This is a genomic window from uncultured Odoribacter sp. (assembly GCF_937966165.1).
Classification (GTDB): domain Bacteria; phylum Bacteroidota; class Bacteroidia; order Bacteroidales; family Marinifilaceae; genus Culturomica.
In genome coordinates this window covers 14,731-32,896 of record NZ_CALCLB010000017.1, presented here as the reverse complement: position 1 = coordinate 32,896, position 18,166 = coordinate 14,731, and the positions used below count along the sequence as shown (strand labels likewise).

Sequence of the window (18,166 nt, the reverse complement as noted above, 5' to 3'; positions counted from 1 at the left end):
TTTCTGCCCGGGTTAGTTTCTTCCGTATGATTTTTCTATTATTTGGATGGATTCTTCTATAGCAGTTTCAGCTGTGGGGAATCCTTCTTGAAATTCCCGGGCTCCGTTAATAAATTGAAGAACATTATAAACGGTAAAACAGGATAATCGTAGTTCCCAGAGTTGCCGGATGCTTTTTGAGGTATAGGTGTTAATGAATTCCCTTTCTTTATTAAGATAATTTTTATCATTTTTAAGTTCTTCTAGATATTTACTTTTTAAATCGTAATACCATTTGACAACATCTTCGACAGCTTTAATTTCGGTATAGGTTTTTATGATTTGAAGTATCAATTTTTTATCCTGTATTTGTTGGGCTAAAGAGGACATTTTAAACATTTCTAGTGCGTCAGTCCGGGCTTTAAATTTGTTGATCCGGAAAGGAAAATTCAGTTGCATTCTTAATGTATCTTCTGAGGCCTCCGATAAATTGTTTTCGAAATGAAGCAGATAGCGGCTCATTTTTTGTTCCGCCGCCAGATATTGGCTGATTTCCTGAATATCTTCTTTGTTCATTTCCAACTCGATTTTAATCAGTTCCATCGTATTGGCAATTTCTTTCGCTTTTGCACGTTCACTCAGAAGAGTACTTCCCCCGAATGTTACAATAACACCTAAAATGACTACCGATAGTTGTAATATATAGTCGCCTATTTTCAAAGTTGTCAGTTCTCTTCTTTTTTTCATTTTTCAAAACGACTTTAAGTAATATTAGGTCAAAGATAGTATTTTAATAACAGAAATTTAGGTGAAAATGTAAAAACGTAAAAATGTTTAAATAGAAAACAGGAGTTTACACTTGATGGATACCCGTCTGAACATTCATAAATGAACAAACCTGTGGACGGAATAAAGTGAGGAATCAGAAATCTTACTTTCATTTATCCGTTTTTATCCGGAATGGATAAAAAGCGATTCCAAACCTGTTTATATCGGAAGTTTTAGTATGAATTTGAAGCTGGATTTTTATTTTTATTTTCCCAATTTGTCCCGATTGCCTTAAATTTTCAGGGTTTACCGGATTTATAAATTTTTATTACACTCCTTTTTTAACAAACTGTTTGTTTGATAAAGTATTTATTTTCAGTGTTTTATTTCAATCATTCCTCCCCTTTTTACTCCTTTTTTCCCCTCTTCTCTAGGTTGCAGTTTTTTTCCTGTCTATTTTTGTCTGACAATTTAGGGAGGAATTGACTTAAAATCGCAAACGTTATAAAAATAAATTGAATATGAAAAGATTACGAATTTTACTTATATGTGTCTTAACGGCTGTGGGACTGAAAGCAGCAGAACTGAAATCTCCGGATGGAAATCTGGTATTGCATGCGGATGTAAAAGAGGGACGTCCTGTATACAGCTTAGAATATAAAAGTCGCCCGGTAATAAAAGAAAGCCGTTTAGGATTGGAATTGAAGGGCGATAAAGATTTGATGAATGGGTTTGTTATGGCTGGTGTACAGACTTCAACTTTCGACGAAACCTGGCAACCGGTATGGGGGGAAGTCCGGGATATCCGGAACCATTACAATGAATTGGCTTTGACCTTAAATCAGGCAGAAACGGGACGGATAATGGTCATCCGTTTCCGTTTATATGATGACGGGGTCGGTTTCCGCTATGAATTTCCGCAGCAGCCGGATCTGAATTATTTTGTAATCAGGGAGGAACGCACTCAGTTTGCTATGGCCGGAGATCATAAAGCTTTTTGGATCCCGGGTGATTATGATACGCAGGAATACAGTACTGTAACTTCTAAGTTGTCGGAAATCCGGGGTAAAATGAAAGCTGCTATTACTCCTAATTCTTCTCAGACGCCGTTTTCTCCGACGGGGGTTCAGACGTCTCTGATGATGAAGAGTGAAGACGGCTTATATATCAATATTCATGAAGCGGCTTTGGTGGATTATGCTTGTATGCATTTGAATTTAGATGATGAAAATATGGTGTTTGAGTCGTGGTTGACGCCGGATGCCATTGGAGATAAAGGTTATATGCAGGCCCCTTGCCAGACACCCTGGCGGACGGTAATGGTAAGCGATGATGCCCGTGAGATATTGGCATCCAAACTGATCCTTAATTTGAACGAACCCTGTGCTTATGAGGACGTAAGTTGGATCAAACCGGTGAAATACATTGGCGTATGGTGGGAGATGATTACGGGTAAAAGCAGCTGGGCCTATACCGACCTGCCGGCTGTGAAACTGGGTGAAACGGATTATACGAAGACCCAGCCGAACGGCAAACACGCCGCCAATACGGAGCATGTGAAGAAATACATCGACTTTGCGGCCAAACATGGCTTCGACCAGGTATTGGTGGAAGGCTGGAATGTAGGCTGGGAAGACTGGTTCGGGAAGACGAAGGATTATGTGTTTGATTTCGTTACGCCTTATCCGGATTTCGATGTGAAAGGATTGACCGAATATGCAGCTTCCAAAGGGGTGAAACTGATGATGCACCATGAAACGTCGGCTTCTGTGCGGAATTATGAACGGCATTTGGATACGGCTTATCAGTTTATGGTGGACCACGGTTACAATGCAGTGAAAAGCGGTTATGTCGGTAATATTATCCCGCGGGGTGAATACCATTACGGACAGTGGCTGGTAAATCACTATCTGTATGCCGTGAAAAAAGCGGCTGATTACAAGATTATGGTGAATGCCCACGAAGCGGTACGTCCGACGGGTCTGTGCCGTACCTATCCGAACCTGATCGGTAATGAATCGGCCCGGGGAACGGAATACGAATCGTTCGGCGGCAGCAATCCCGACCATACGACTATATTGCCGTTTACCCGTCTGATGGGAGGACCGATGGATTATACACCGGGTATTTTTGAAATGAAAGTAAGCAAGGCCAATCCGGATAATCATTCTTTTGTACATTCTACGCTGGCCCGGCAACTGGCATTGTATGTGACGATGTACAGTCCGTTGCAGATGGCTGCCGATATGATTGAAAATTATGAACCCTATATGGATGCTTTCCAGTTCATCAAGGATGTAGCTGTGGACTGGGACGACAGCCGTTATCTGGAAGCCGAACCGGGCGATTATATCACGGTGGCCCGGAAAGCAAAGGGAATGAATAACTGGTTCGTAGGCTGTACGGCGGATGAAAACGGTCACGTTTCCCATCTGACGTTCGACTATCTGGATGCCGGTAAAAAGTATATCGCTACGGTATATGCCGATGCCGAGGATGCGCATTACGAGCACAATCCGCAGGCTTACACGATCCGGAAAGGGATTGTTACGGATAAATCGAAGCTGACCTTAAAAGCTGCTCCCGGCGGCGGTTATGCCATCAGTATCGTTGAAGTGACGGATCCGTCACAATTGAAAGGCTTGAAGCGTTTATAAAAATAAGGTTTTAGAAATCACTTTTGAGCAGGACTGTTCCGGAAACGGAGCAGCCTTTTTTAATTCAGTTTTTTGTACTACAGGGATGCAGTCGGCCCTTCCCGATGGCAGGCTTATATGAATCAGCAGCTGCCTGTAACCGCTTCTGCCATACGGGACAAAACAGACTGATGCAGATATAGCCGTGTTTATACTATGTCAGAGCTATAAATTTTGTACTTTAGCCGGATGAGCGGCCGGAAACGAAGGTGGGACAAGGGACTGGTCTTCGAAAGAAGGGAAATAAAGCTGACTATAAATTTACCAGATAAACGATTATGATAAGAAATCCGGAACAGACGGTCGGGAATATAGCCGACAAACAGAAAACGGCATTTATCGGTTCGGTGGACGAACAAGGGTTCCCGAATATAAAAGCGATGTTGCAGCCCCGCAAACGGGAAGGGATAAAAACGTTTTATTTTACCACCAATACTTCTTCAATGCGTGTAGCCCAGTATGGGAAGAATAAGCAGGCCTGCGTTTATTTTTGTGATAATCGTTTCTTCCGGGGTGTTCTGTTGCGGGGAACGATGGAAGTGTTACACGATCCGGCTTCTAAAGAAATGATCTGGCGGGAGGGAGATACCGAATATTATCCGGAGGGAGTGACCGATCCGGATTACTGCGTGCTGCGGTTTACCGCTAGTTCAGGCCGGTACTACAGCAATTACCATTCGGAAGAATTTACGGTTGAATGAATTTGAATGAGATTAATACAGAATAATTTATGAAGAATGAAATTTTATACCTGCTCTTGAATGAGTATGCCGATCATGAACCGGCTTTTTTAGGTGGGGCAATCAGTTGTGACGAACGGTCGATCAAGGAACATCCCAAATACATCAATAAAGTTTTGGCACCCACCTTGGACGAGGTTCGTTCATGCAGCGGATTCCGTACGCTGCCTGATTATTCGTTTGAGTCCATGCCCGAAGAATATGCGGCGCTGATCCTGATCGGCGGTTACCAGTGGCAGTCGGAAGAGGCGGAGCGGGTAGTCCCTATCGTTAAACGTGCCCTGGAAAAAGGTATTGTGGTAGGTGCTATTTGTAACGGGGCATCTTTTCTGGCCCGGCATGGTTTCCTGAATCAGGTGAAACATACCGGGAACGGACTGGAACAATTGAAACTGTGGGGAGGTGAAAATTACACGAACGCGTCGGGGTATGTCAACCGGCAGGCTGTAAGAGATGGTCGTGTGGTTACCGCCAACGGAAGCGGATATCTGGAATTTGCCAAAGAATTGCTGCTCCTTCTGGAAAGTGATGCTCCTGAGCATATCGAGTTGTTTTACCGTTTTCAGAAGGAAGGTTTTGTGAAAATGTGCTGTCCTCCGAAGATCAGTTTCAATACCGTTGGATTGTTTACCAAAGACCTGACGAAAATGGTGACCTTCTACCGGGAAGTATGGGGATTTGAAACCGACTGGAACGGAGTAGATTCGGATGTGGAGATGCGTCTCGGCGATATGCGGCTGATCCTGTATCCCCGGGAGGCTTTCGAAGCAATGACTTCGCGCCGGTACAGCTATCCCGATGGTTTGAACGGGACCCTGGAAATCTCTTTCGATGTGCCGTCTTATGCTGCCGTCGATGCCGAATATGCCCGTGCGGTTGGAGCCGGAGCTACGCCTGTTTTTCCGCCTACGACCGAACCCTGGGGACAGCGTACCTGTTATATGGCAGATCCCGACGGGAATCTCATCGAACTGAGCTCGTTTGTGAAATGATTCATTTAATGTTTGACATCCTTTGTTACCTGCTATGGAAGTAGAGATAGAATATACGACCGATTATCCTTATGATTTGTTGTTGTTGGCCGACCCCAACCGTCAAGGGGTTGACACTTATCTGAAGACATCGGATTGTTATGTTGCCCTGAAAGGGGACAAGCCGGTAGGGGTGATCGTGGTACAGAAACAAACCGAAGGAAGGGCGGAAGTCATGAATCTGGCGGTTGACGAATCTTACCAACGGAAAGGGATTGCCCGCCGGTTACTTCGTTTTGTTTCGGATGAATGGGCTGCCGGTCATCATATCACTTGCCTCAGAGTGTGTACCGGTACTTCGGCACCGGGACCGTTGATGTTATATCAGCAGGAAGGGTTTGACCTGAAAGCCTTGAACCGGGATTATTTTGTCCGGAATTATCCGGAACCGATCTGGGAAAACGGAATCCAATGCCGGCATCAACTGGTATTGGAAAAAGTACTGTGAAACCCTTTGCCGGACTTTCCCGTTCGGAGTACCGGCTAAAAAGTGAGGTATCGAAAATAAAGCCTTCTCCTTCTGTCAATTTAGCAGGCGATACCGGGTAGGGGACAGGAACATACAGACCGGATACAAGAAGTCTGCGTTTGCTGAAATGACCGGATGAAGGAGGCCGGAAATCCATGTTAAGAAGTAGATACTTTTTTTCGGGGAATTATATATCTTTGCTGATGTCATATAAAAAAGTTATGAAAGCACATAAAACATGGCGGTTAAAGAAAGTAATCGGTTCCTGGAAATTAGGGGATTATTTCAGGCAGTTGTCGGTGGTGATTCTGGGTATTATTGTCACTTTTGCGGGCAGTGATGCACTGACGGAGTATACGCAGTCGCGGGAAATCCGGAGTACGCTGCAATTAGTGAAAAATGAGCTGGAGAGCGATCTGGAGGCCCTCCGGAGGATTTCCGGGCGGGTGGAGCTGGAACAGCGGGTCAGTACTTATATACTGGAGTATCGGGACAATCTAGAGAAGGCCTCGGAGGATACGCTGAGAAAATACCAGTGGATTCCTTTCCAGACGAGAGGGTTCATCTATACAAAAGATGCCCTGGACCTGTTGAAGACATCGGCGCTTTTCCAGAAGATTAAACCGCGGACGGTGTGCCTGCAGGTGATAGAAGCCTACAATGCGCTGGAAAGTTCGTCACAGACCGTAGGGATCTATTACGAAACGAAGGACAGCTATACGAACCGCCTGATGCTTGAGGGAGACTTCGATATTTATGAAGCAGGTTTGCGCTTGTCTGTCCGTGAATTCTGGCGCGACTTGCTGGCGACACGGGAGGGAAGACTGATCTGCAATTTTTCGGCGAATAATTTCGGGAAAGGCCCTTTTGACGAACGGATAAAGATCGTGGAGAAGACGATAGGAATGTTGACGGAGAAATATGGGCTTGAATAAACAGCAGGGGAAAGTTTTTGAGTGTTATATTCAACCGGTATTGCGGTTGTTATATCCCCTGTTGTAAACGATAATACTGTTTAATTTTTTGTGCAAATTTTATCTTTCCTGAATTTCCCTAAAGTTCCTGGTTTCTGCGGGCTATTATTGCATAATTGAGAAGTAGCAGAAGAATCAGTCCGGCGAGAAAATAAGGCCAGCCGAAAGCATCTAACAACAGTCCGGTAGCCCATCCCAAGAGGCTGGAACCTAAATAATACGTAAGTAAATAAATGGAGATCGTTACGGAACGTTTGGCTAAGTTGTATTCACTGACAATGCGGTTGCAGAGGACATGAATGACAAAGAAGTTAAAGGTAAAGATCGCTAATCCTAAGCCTACAGTGAGAAAACCGGGTATGTATAAGAAAAGGATGCTGGCAGCAGAAAGAAGGAGAATGCTTTTTAATACAGGTACAGGTAACCGATGGCGGGTTAACCGGACAGTGGCCACGGAACCAAACATACCGAAAGTATACATCAGATAAATATAGTGAATGCTATATTCCGGAAAATTGAACGGAGGTTTGAGCAGATAGAAACCCATGTAATTATAAAGGCTGACAAATACGCCTAAGATTAATCCTCCGGTGAGGTAAAAAGGAACTAATGCTTTGGACGTAATCAACCGGGCATTGACGATAATGAGGGAATGAAGGCTTTCTTTTCTGGGGAAAAAATGAGTGGAGCGGGGACTGAACAGGAGGAACAGTAAAGCAAAGAGTGCACAGATCAGACCGATACTGACCGAAGCGATGCGCCATGACCAGACAGCTCCGATCCAGGAGGTAATAAAACGTCCGCTCATACCTCCCAATGCGTTTCCTGCAATGTAAAGGGCCATGATACGGGCTTTGTTCTTTTCGGACACTTCTTCGGCAATATAAGCCATAGATACCGACGTTGCTCCGGACAATAAGAAACCTTTGGCTGCACTTAGCAGAATTAATAACCAGAAAACCGGAGAGAAAGAGGCAGCTACCGAAAAGACGGAAGAGGTTAACAGGCCCATACTGATCAGTTTTTTCCGGGGAATCCGGTCGGCGATAAACATTGTGGTTATTAGTCCAAATACCATCCCTAAGGTGGAGAAAGAGACGGCAAGGCTACTATGGCTGGCACTCAACAAAAATTCCCGGGCTAGGTCGGGTAATAGAGGTTGAAAGTAGTATAATTGGGCAAAACAGGAGAAACCGGACAAAAAGACACAGATTGAAATGAGGGTGTCTTTTCGGCTTTCCGGTAGATTTGAAATAGTGGTTGTATTCATTTTATCAGAAAAGATTGTACAAAAATACATGGTATTATCGGAAATTCCAATATAAATTTTGAGGTTAAAATATAGATAACCGGAACATCCCCCGTTTGATATAATACTGTCAATTATTCATGAAAAAAGGCAGGTTTTATGACAGTTGCAGGGATTGTTGTGGTAGTATGTGCTTTGTAGAGGTGGAGAAGCGGGCAGTTCAGCTATTTCTGTTGAAATAACCGATTACTCATAAGATCATGTCCTTGTTTTATGGATTAAAAAGGAGGATGTTATTAGAGGAGCAGCAGGTAATAAAAAACCGAAAGGCATGAAGAGAAAACACCGGGCTAATTATCTGACAACAGAATCTACGACTATTTCCGGGGGAAAAAAATAGAAAAAATCAGAAAAAAAAGTAACTTTACCAATAAAATATGTTGCAAGGAACAGTTTGTTTTTTCGTTTAGTATACCGATATGAAAATATTCGACAGGGAACGTGTCTGCACGTTTATCAGGGGATGTCGCTTGGGGGATTACCTGCGGCAGTTCAGTATAGTAGCCGGAGGCGTGATCGTTACTTTCTGGGGAAGTTCATTGATTACGGAGCATACCCTTCAAAAGCAGGTGCGTACGACCATGCGCCTGATGATATCGGAAATGCGGCATAATCTGGATGCCGTGCGGGGTATAGAGAAATTGACGGCAAAGGATGTGCATATGGCTTCATTGCTGTTGGATAATAATTTGGATCCTGCCTCTGTTCCGATAGATACCCTGAAGGCTTACATGAGTTTTTTTTCCAATATGTCGGAATTTAAGTATAAGCAGGATGCTTTGGAAGTGCTGAAAGGGTCTTCGCAGATGCAGTATATTGCCGATAAGCAGATGCTGCAGGATATTTTGCAGACCTACTACAGTCTGGCGAGTTTGCAGACTGATATCCAAAACTACTATGAGCTGAAATCGAAGGTCTTGTATGAAGCTATTTATTTTTCAAGTCGGTCGAAGGAAGAAGTGATCGAATTTCTAAATTACGATTATTCTGAGAATGTTGCTTTCCTGATGACACAGCCCACTTTTCTCAGTTTTGTAATCAGTGTTCCGGGGTTTATTGATTGGTCAGAGATGGACCGTTTGGAAAAAAAATTAAGTGAACAGATTGAGTTTTTGGAAAAGATGTATTAAATGGAGCAATGATAGAATGGAGAATGTGGAGATATTTCATCATTGCCCTGCTTCTCCATTTACCGAATTGTGATGGGAACGCCGGGATACCGGGGGGCTTTATTCGTCCCTAAGTCAAGGAATACTTTTACCCGGGCCAGATATTCGCGGGTTTGAGTGCGGATACCTGTTGTTATTTTTACATCTCAAACGGGGAGATGTACTCAGCAATAAGCCAGCTTCACAGTAGGGGATAAGAGCGGGATCGTTATAAATTGCATTATTTGTGCTTGTTTTAATAATCGTATGGCAGAATGTAACGATAAAAAAGCCTGTAAGAAAAATAATCGAGAGGCAGCGAAACCATCATTTCAAAAATCTCTTTTTCATAGCATTGAAATTACCGGAGTGACAAAGATAGGAATTTCTAGAAACAGAGCAATAAAATGAAATAGAGGAAGTTTATTGCAGAAAATGGAAGAAGGGCAACATATCCCCGGGCTTAAATATGTTTTACCGGTTCATCCTCTTTTGCAGAAGATGAATACGAATCTTCTTACTAAACCCGGAAATGCAGGAATAAGGCAGAGTTGTAAACGGCTAACAGAGAAAAGAACGTATGAGATATTTGTTGTGGTTGCATAGTTCAGATTTATGGGTGACTATAAAATAGTATCAATTTTTTCTTTCGAATACTAAAATAATAAGGGTTTCTTTTGTTTTTTACATATATTCATTATATTTCGCTACCATTTTATCAGAAAATACGATAAACAGTAAAAAACTCAATTATGAAGTACAATGTCGGACATAGCCAGAAAGAGAGTCGTTTTGAGGTAGAATGCAACGGACAAACTGCTTTTTTAGAATATATGATTGCTGAAGGGATAATGGATATTCTTCATACAATTGTCCCGGCTGAGTTGGAAGGGAAAGGAATTGGTTCCGCTTTGGTGAAACAGGCTTTGGATTATGCAAGGGAAAACCATTTGAATGTCGTTCCTTCTTGTGCTTTTGCAGAGACATATCTGATCCGGCATAAAGAATACGAGGATTTGCTGGTTCCTTAGTATATTTTAAGGAATTGAATTTGTCGTAGGTATGAAATTGCGGTACCGGGAGAGCAAATACCCGGATTCGCTTTGAGCAGAAATGTTTCTGAGTTTTATATCTCTAAAAGAAATGCCCTGCATTTTTCTAACAGGAGTACAGGGGAATAGGAAAGTTTGGCTTTTCTCAATCCGTGAATGCCCAGATCTTCTTCCCGGTTAATATATAGAAAAGAAGGCGGTATATGAGAAGCAAATTCCTGATTGATAACCGTATAAGCCCCATCGAAATTCGTATCTGCTTTTTCAATGTGTACACAAAATGTATCGTAATTGATGGGAGCACCATACGTAAATGCCACGATCTCCTGATTTATCCATAGAGCTCCCCCTGAAAGCCCTAAGGTTACAAAATGTTCCATGGCAAACTGCATGGCTTGTTGTTCCGATTGTAAATTTCTGTCTTCTTCACAGTTATGTTTTTCGCACCATTTCCGGGCCAGTTCCAGACAGTGAGGAAGAATTTCGGGGGAAAGGGGAGTATAAGTATAGATATACTTTTTACGGAAACGATTGGCATGATTTCGTTTGGGTTGATAGTCTTTTCCCTTTAAATCAGACAGTGCTTCCCGTAAATAGAGATAGTCGAAATGATCTCTCGGACAGGTGTATTCGAATGTGCCTTGAAAATATTTTTCCAATTGCTCCCGTAAATAGGGATTGGGCCCGAAAAATAAAAATGGTTGACTGTTGGCTCTTACCTCTTGATAAAGCAGTTGTAATGTAGTGCCTGTATCTCCTTTGCCAAAAGGCAAAGTATAAATGAAATTGCCTTCCCGGTCGCGAAAGCGGATTAATAGCTGATGATTTACGATAGCGTAACTGCTTTCACTTAGAAAATGCCAGCTGCAGAGATTGCAAATAGATAAATTGTTATCTCTATATTCTCCGGAAAGGGTATAGGAGGTGATAAGGGATTTGTCGGACGGAAGAATAGGATGAAAAGTAATCATATTGTATACCTTAAACTTATCTGTTTTAACGTAAAACTTCCGATAAAGTTTGAAAGAAAGAGAGCGCTGAAAGTAAAGAGAAATACAGATCGGTTTATTTTTTTTTGATAAAGTGTTTCACCTATCGGTTCAAAACAGGCCGTCGTCCTGTGAGCTTTACAATGGGGCGGTAGCAAAGGATAAGGAGTCTTTGATTTTGTAAAGATAGAAACAGGTATTTATTTCTGGCAGTGCCCGAATTTCTGTATGATCTCTTAAAATTGTAAGCAGGCGTCCGGAGGTAATAATAAGCCGTAATTTTTATTGCTATTGAGTAATAGTTCAATTGCGATAGTTGTTCTGAAACAAATAAGGGCAATTTTAAAATTTATATTCACAGGCTAAATTATATTTAATAAAAAATGTTAAAAATGTAATTTATAAAAAATTATTGTCACCCATAATTTTATATAAACTGTCATGTAAACGAGGAGGAAAAAACTGAATCGAAAAGTATACCTTGTAATTATGCTTTGTGTGTGTGATGTATATTTCCGGTAGTCAGTCAGATTAGATAAAGTGAATTGTTGACTTGTTATCGTACGTTTAACGGTTTGAATTATTCGGAGACAGGGGTTTTTGTTTTTTCTGATATTCAGTATATGAGCGTAACGCACTATAAATTATATATTAACCTGTTAACTGAAAAACGATGAAAAAACTTGTAAACTTTGTATTGCTTGTTGTATTTATTACAGCCTGTTCAGATGATGACGAAAAAGTCGGTGTAACAATTACGGATCAGGTTACTGCTACCATTCAACCCTTTACCAAGGATAATATGGTATTACCTGTTTCTTGGAATAGCGGAGATGTGATTACTCTTTTTAATAATGAAATGGTTGCCGGCCAGTTTGTGCTTGCTTCCGGTGCAGGTACTTCGGTCGGTGTTTTTGACGGAGAATTGTCAGCTGTAACGGGACAGGATGTTGTTGCTGTTTATCCGAAAGTAACAGGTGATCAAGGTACTCTTACTTTGCAGCGCGAACAAAATTATGCTTCTGAAGCGGATCTGAATGCATATGATATCCGTTTGGGGTCTACCCGTGTTGTGTCCGATAAAGCGGATATTTCTATGACTAGTTTTTTATGTGCTTTAAAGCTGGATATTGTTTTGGGACCTGACTATGCGACGGAAAATATAAGTTCAGTGGAGGTCGTTGTGCCAGGCAAGTTTTTGTCGGGTACGTTTCCGCTCTCATTGGCCGATATGATATTTATTTCCCAGATGACTGACGGCTCGGACAGGGTAAAGGTTTGTCTGACTTCCGAACCGGCGGCCGATCCGGGGGTGACGGCTTATGCACTTACACTTCCCTGTGAATTGGCAGGGGTAGAAGGAATAAAATATATCGTAACTACGACAAATGGAATATTTACATTTTGTCATAAACCGGCAGATGCCCTTCCATCTGGAAAGATTGTACCGGTAACCCTGGATATAAATCAGTTTACCTTGGTTACCGGAGAACCGGCTGAAGGAGAATATTCCACTACTATTGCCGATGATTCGGAATACACCGACCTTAATGATCCGGCCTTTTACGGAATCGTTTCTGCTGAACGGGTATATGCCAATAGTTATTTGATAAATGAGGCGGGAAATTATGCTTTTGCTGCTACCGTTATAGGTAACGGGGAGGCAGGAATTATGCCTGACGGAAAATTTCACACGTCTACTCCTTCTATAATACCTAAGTCAGCTGCTTTATTATGGCAGGATAAACCGGGAATGATAAGCCGGGTGTCTTTGAGGAACGGAAAAGTCGTTTTTACTACAGCGGAGACATTCACTCCGGGAAATGCGGTTATAGCTGCTTATACGGATACCAATGGTACAGGAGATATTCTCTGGAGTTGGCATATCTGGATATCCGAAAAACCGGCATTGGAAACTCATATAAATCTCGAGGGGCATAAATTCGTATTTATGGATCGGAATTTGGGGGCTGTTAATAAAACAGTAGGCAATGCGGGATCGCTGGGGTTATTGTACCAGTGGGGACGTAAAGATCCTTTCCCTAATTCGGCAAGTGCCGATGAGGTTATCCAACCGGTACTTTATGATGGAAAAGGAAATGTATTGACAAAGCAGTTTTCTGAACACTTGACCTCTCCTGAAATCGGTACGATTGAATATACATTGGCTCATCCCACTCATTTTTTGCTGGCTAAAGATGAGGTGACCTCTGCGGATTGGTATTACGGGGGCGGAGCGGGAAGAGAAAACCGTAATTTTTATCTGTGGGGAAACCCTGAAGGGTATGTATATAAGGAGTTATCGGAAACGGTCAAAACGATTTATGATCCCTGTCCTGTCGGATATCGTGTGCCGGGTAATTTTGCCTGGTCTTTTGTAACGTATGACGGCCATTTTACTCCGGTTTCCGAACAATGGAGCGTGAGCGGTGGCTTTAATCACGGTTATATGGTGATTTACGATGGAACCAATACGACTTTTTATCCGGCACAGGGATGTATAAGTAGTGCGGGAGGATATTTCGATGTCAATGAATACGGGCATTACTGGATGAGCGGTCCATTTGCCCTGAATAGTCCGTATGTGGTATGTTTCGGTTTCGGTAATTGGTATATTCATCCGGACAACGAATGTAACACTTCTGCTGGCCGTGCAGTGAGATGTGTGAAAGAATAGCCTGCTGAATAGGGATAACGGGAAGTGACAGAAAAAGAGATGTGCTAATACAGAAGCTCCGGTCGGAATGTATTTTTTATAAAGGACCGGAGCTTTCTTATTTTTATAACAGAAAAAATTACAAAGTATAAACCGGATTGAATCAGTTTTTTGTAACATATCCCTTGGAGAAATACAGAAAATTTATGTTGTAAAAAGTTTTGTAGAACGGATTCAGTTCGGACGAACGAGTAAATTTTTGTAAAAATTACCCTAAATAAAAACAGCTTTTCAGAATCGAACGTATGAAAGAAAAAAAGGAAAATGGAAGAATTAGATTTGACGACTCCTTCGATCTTATTTTCAGCAATTTCTTTAATTATGCTGGCATATACTAACCGTTTCCTGGCTTATGCTACGGTTATCCGTAATTTAACGGCGGAACATGAAAAAAATCCTACTCCCGTGACCCGAAAGCAAATAGAAAATTTACGAAAGAGATTGTATATTACCCGTTCTATGCAGATATTTGGTGTCAGTAGCCTTTTCCTTTGCGTCGTCTGTACTTTGTTTATTTATTTGGGTTGGCAACTGACAGCCATTTATATTTTTGGGATTGCTTTATTCTTATTAGTTGTCTCTTTAGGCTTATCTATTAAGGAATTATTAATTTCTGTTAAAGCTTTGGAATTCCATTTAGACCGCCTGGATCCCTTACAAAAATAGCAGGGAGGAGCGTACCTTTTATGTCAAAATCCGGTTTATTTTGCCGGATTATTCCCTGTCCTGCCATTATTTGATTTTCAAATTTTATTTCTTTTATAAGGGACGGTTTGCATAAAGATCATTAAAATCAACGGGCTGCTTTATAGTTTCGTCGCTTTCTTCTGTCAATTCTGCTCCGGTTTTTAAATCTTCTAAAGCTCCGGTCTTATCGCCTTTCAATTCTTTTGCCTTTCCTCTGGCGATATAAGCCCGTCCGAAGTCAGGTTTATTTTCTATGGCTTCGTCAAAATGGCGAATCGCTTCGTCTGTTAAATTTTGTGCTAAGAGGATACGTCCTGTTTCTAAATAAGCCTGTTCATGAAAAGGATTTAATTCTACAACAGTAGTATAATCCTGCAGGGCCGCTTTTGTATTACCGGTAGCTTCAAAAATTGCTCCTCTTTGTATGTAGGCATTTTCCTCTTCGGGAGCAAGGGTAATTGCTGTGTTGATATCTTCCAGGGCTTGATCATATTGTTTTTGCCCGGCTAAAAGTCCTGAACGCAATAAGAACAGATCTGCCATATCATTTTTTATTTCTATGGCTTTACTGAGCGCTTCGATTGCTTTTTCCGGCTGGTTCAATATTTTCTGGGCTTTTCCCATTAAAAAATAAGCTCTGTAGTCGGAGGCATTCTTTGAAAGTATATATTCACAGTCTGCAATTGACGCTTCTCCTTGGTTTTCTTGAAGGTATAACTGTGCCCGGTTTAAGAATGTTTCTGTATAATCGGGATCGATTACGGCCATACGGCTGTAAATTTCAATGGCTTCCGGAATATCATTTTGATGTATATAGGCTGATGCCAAGTAACTCAAGGTCTCAAATTCCTCTTCAATTTCCAGAGCTTCTTTAAAACAACGGATAGCATAGCCCGTTTTACCGATTTTTATTGCTTTTAAGCCGTCGTATTTAAAAATATCGAAATTCCGTTGTTTTTCTTTGTCTTTGCTGTCTTCTGCCTCTTCTGTTGTATGACCGAAAAGAGATTTGAAAATACCCATATTACTTTTTATATTAATGTCTGTAAATAATTAATCATGACAATCCGTTATCTGTTATTACAGAAACCGACTTATTCCCCCTGCCGGTAAATCCCATAAAAGTTTCGTCTCTTTGGGAAAACAAAATAACAAAAAGCTGTTTAAAAAAACAAATGAATGTAATAAAGGGCCGACGGTTTTATTACCTTTAGCCCGATGAATTCTTATTAATTTAAAATATATGAAAGTAATATTTTTTATAACAGGATTTCTTGTTTTAGTAAGTGCCTGTAATCGTTCCGGAGGAAAGGTGACAATTCCGGATAATCCTTTTTTCTCAGAATATACTACCCCTTTTGGGGTTCCTCCTTTTGATAAGATGAAGGTGGAGCATTACAAACCGGCCTTTTTGAAAGGAATGGAAGAACAAAAACAGGAGATTGAAGCAATTTTGAATCAACGCTCCCTACCCGATTTTGAAAATACAATTGTAGCATTGGACCGGAGTGGCGGGTTGTTGAGGAAGGTAAGTGCCGTATTCGGAGGATTGAATAGTGCCAATACTACTGAGGAGATGCAGGCTTTAAATAAAGAACTGTCTCCTTTATTGTCTGCACACCGGGACGATATTAAATTGAATGCGCGTTTATTTGCAAGAGTAAAAGGAGTGTACGAGCGGCAAAAAGAATTTGATTTGAATAAAGAGCAAGCGGCTTTGTTGAGAAAGACTTATCAGGAATTTATTCGCGGGGGAGTTAACCTTAGTCCGGAAAAACAGGAAAAGTTGCGGAGTTTGAATAGGGAAATCGCTTTATTACAACTTACTTTCGGGCAAAATATGCTGAAAGAAACCAATGCATATCGGTTAATTCTTGAAAATCAGGAGGATCTTGCCGGTTTACCGGAATCTTTGATTACGGCTGCCGCTGAAGTAGCGAAAAGCAAGGGGATGGAAGGGAAATGGGTATTTACGCTTCATAATCCCAGTATTATGCCTTTTTTGCAATTTTCCGGATCCAGGGAGTTAAGGGAGAAAATATTAAAAGCATACTTAAACCGGGGAAATAACGGGAATGAAGCTGATAATAAAGAGGTTGTGAAAAAATTAGTTACTTCACGTTTAGAGAAGGCTCGGTTAATGGGATATGATAATTATGCTGCTTTCGTTTTAGAAGATCGTATGGCTAAAAATGAAACGAATGTTTACCGATTGTTGGAGCAGATCTGGGAACCGGCCTTGCGAAAGGCCAAAGAAGAAGCGGTTGATTTACAGGCAGCGATGGAAGAAGAGGGTATTCAGGAAGAATTGAAAAGTTGGGATTGGCGGTATTATAATGAGAAAGTAATGAAAGCTAAATTTGATATAGATGAAAATCAACTTCGTCCCTACCTTCAGCTGGAAAATGTACGTAAAGGTATGTTTTATGTGGCGAATCAGCTCTACGGGATCTCTTTTACCGAATTGGAGGATATTCCGAAGCCTCACGAAGAAGCTAGAGCTTTTGAATGTAAAGATGAAAACGGTGCCCACCTGGGGATATTGTATATGGATTATTTCCCGCGTGCCGGCAAAAGGGGAGGGGCCTGGTGCAGCACTTATCGTTCTCAGATTTATAAGGATTCCGTCCGCGTGGCGCCGGTGGTAACCATTGTTTGCAATTTTACCAGACCTTCCAAGGATAAACCGGCATTATTGAGTCCGGATGAAGCTTCTACAATGTTTCATGAATTCGGACATGCCTTGCATAATTTATTTAAGGATGTCCATTATTATGGGATTTCCGGTGTTCCCCGCGATTTTGTGGAATTACCGTCTCAGCTGATGGAACATTGGGCTTTTGAACCAGAGGTTTTAGGTGTCTATGCCACCCATTATCAGACGGGAGAGCTGATGCCGAAAGAATTGATGGAAAAACTTCAGGAGAGTGGAAAATACGGACAAGGCTTTGCAACAGTTGAACGTATACAGGCTTCTGTGCTGGATATGGCTTATCATGTATTGAAAGAGGTTCCGGCGGATTTTGACATTCCCCGCTTTGAAGAGAAGGTATTAAAAAGGTTGGGGGCATTAAGTCAGATCCCTCCCCGCTACCGTACAACTTATTTTAATCATACGATGGGCGGGGGATATACAGCCGGATATTATAGTTATATGTGGGCTGAAGTCCTGGACGCTGATGCTTATCAGGCTTTTGTGGAAACGGGAAATCTTTTTGATTCCGGATTGGCAGCTAAGTTCCGGCAATATGTACTTGCTCCGGGCGGTATCGAAGATGCAATGGTTATGTATACCAATTTCCGGGGAACAGAGCCTGGAGTAGAAGCCTTATTGAGGAACAGGGGTTTGAAATAGTGAAAGAAAAATGGTTAAGTTTTTGAAATAAGTGTCTTCCGGAGGAAAATCCGGATGGAGAAGACCGGATAAAGTTGGATGAAAAAGTAATTAAATCTGAAATATAGAAATTTAAGAGAGGAAAATTGATTGTAAAATACAGGCCGGGTTATCGTATTATAAGAGGAATAGAGTAAGGATAAAATTCGATTCCGATCGGAATTATATACGAAAGACCAGGAGACGGAGAGCTATAATTTAAAATTTCTCCGGA

Annotated in this window: 14 protein-coding genes and 1 pseudogene; 11 read left to right on the top strand and 4 right to left on the bottom strand. The window is 41.6% G+C overall.

The genetic code is table 11. The features are described from left to right. Positions 1 to 12 precede the first annotated feature (12 nt). Positions 13 to 726, bottom strand: a complete 714-nt coding sequence (locus Q0465_RS08165) for a hypothetical protein (RefSeq protein ID WP_298614920.1) — start codon at positions 724 to 726, stop codon at positions 13 to 15. Between the two features lie 542 nt (positions 727 to 1,268). Between Q0465_RS08165 and Q0465_RS08160 the strand changes: the two genes are divergently transcribed. From Q0465_RS08160 to Q0465_RS08135, 6 genes and pseudogenes are all read left to right on the top strand, one after another. Beyond that, positions 1,269 to 3,404 (top strand): glycoside hydrolase family 97 protein, encoded by a 2,136-nt coding sequence (locus tag Q0465_RS08160; RefSeq protein ID WP_298614917.1) that lies wholly within the window; start codon positions 1,269 to 1,271, stop codon positions 3,402 to 3,404. A 317-nt stretch (positions 3,405 to 3,721) separates the two neighbouring features. Beyond that, complete coding sequence (locus Q0465_RS08155) at positions 3,722 to 4,144, top strand: pyridoxamine 5'-phosphate oxidase family protein (protein ID WP_298614915.1); 423 nt, start codon at positions 3,722 to 3,724, stop codon at positions 4,142 to 4,144. Between the two features lie 29 nt (positions 4,145 to 4,173). Then, positions 4,174 to 4,770: pseudogene (locus tag Q0465_RS08150) on the top strand (DJ-1/PfpI family protein); the annotation flags it as partial. After that, positions 4,768 to 5,175: a VOC family protein gene (locus tag Q0465_RS08145; RefSeq protein WP_298615441.1), complete on the top strand. Its 408-nt coding sequence runs from the start codon at positions 4,768 to 4,770 to the stop codon at positions 5,173 to 5,175. The pseudogene Q0465_RS08150 and the gene Q0465_RS08145, both read left to right, overlap by 3 nt. Before the next feature lie 34 nt (positions 5,176 to 5,209). After that, positions 5,210 to 5,662, top strand: coding sequence for a GNAT family N-acetyltransferase (locus tag Q0465_RS08140; RefSeq protein WP_298614913.1), 453 nt, complete (start codon positions 5,210 to 5,212; stop codon positions 5,660 to 5,662). Positions 5,663 to 5,904: 242 nt separating this feature from the next. After that, a complete protein-coding gene (locus Q0465_RS08135) occupies positions 5,905 to 6,618 on the top strand; it encodes a hypothetical protein (protein WP_298614911.1) in 714 nt (237 codons plus the stop codon). 118 nt (positions 6,619 to 6,736) lie between these two features. On the opposite strand, the gene Q0465_RS08130 is transcribed toward Q0465_RS08135, so the two are convergent. Continuing rightward, entirely contained in the window at positions 6,737 to 7,927 is a 1,191-nt protein-coding gene (locus tag Q0465_RS08130; protein ID WP_298614910.1) for an MFS transporter, read from the bottom strand. Between the two features lie 458 nt (positions 7,928 to 8,385). Between Q0465_RS08130 and Q0465_RS08125 the strand changes: the two genes are divergently transcribed. Together Q0465_RS08125 and Q0465_RS08120 are read left to right on the top strand one after the other, a co-directional pair. Continuing rightward, entirely contained in the window at positions 8,386 to 9,096 is a 711-nt protein-coding gene (locus Q0465_RS08125; protein ID WP_298614908.1) for a hypothetical protein, read from the top strand. Positions 9,097 to 9,866: 770 nt separating this feature from the next. Beyond that, a complete protein-coding gene (locus tag Q0465_RS08120; RefSeq protein ID WP_298614906.1) occupies positions 9,867 to 10,145 on the top strand; it encodes a GNAT family N-acetyltransferase in 279 nt (92 codons plus the stop codon). Between the two features lie 95 nt (positions 10,146 to 10,240). Here the strand turns inward: Q0465_RS08120 and Q0465_RS08115 are convergent, their stop codons facing one another. Beyond that, entirely contained in the window at positions 10,241 to 11,137 is an 897-nt protein-coding gene (locus Q0465_RS08115; protein ID WP_298614903.1) for a phosphatidylglycerol lysyltransferase domain-containing protein, read from the bottom strand. Between the two features lie 691 nt (positions 11,138 to 11,828). Between Q0465_RS08115 and Q0465_RS08110 the strand changes: the two genes are divergently transcribed. After that, on the top strand, positions 11,829 to 13,832 hold the full coding sequence (locus Q0465_RS08110; protein WP_298614901.1) for a hypothetical protein: 2,004 nt from the start codon (positions 11,829 to 11,831) through the stop codon (positions 13,830 to 13,832). Between the two features lie 303 nt (positions 13,833 to 14,135). Continuing rightward, positions 14,136 to 14,537 carry a DUF2721 domain-containing protein gene (locus Q0465_RS08105; protein WP_298614898.1) on the top strand — a complete coding sequence of 134 codons (402 nt, stop codon included), beginning with the start codon at positions 14,136 to 14,138 and terminating at the stop codon, positions 14,535 to 14,537. Between the two features lie 93 nt (positions 14,538 to 14,630). Here the strand turns inward: Q0465_RS08105 and Q0465_RS08100 are convergent, their stop codons facing one another. Further along, complete coding sequence (locus tag Q0465_RS08100; RefSeq protein WP_298614896.1) at positions 14,631 to 15,581, bottom strand: tetratricopeptide repeat protein; 951 nt, start codon at positions 15,579 to 15,581, stop codon at positions 14,631 to 14,633. Between the two features lie 220 nt (positions 15,582 to 15,801). Between Q0465_RS08100 and Q0465_RS08095 the strand changes: the two genes are divergently transcribed. Beyond that, complete coding sequence (locus Q0465_RS08095; RefSeq protein ID WP_298614894.1) at positions 15,802 to 17,913, top strand: M3 family metallopeptidase; 2,112 nt, start codon at positions 15,802 to 15,804, stop codon at positions 17,911 to 17,913. The last annotated feature ends 253 nt before the right edge of the window (positions 17,914 to 18,166 follow it).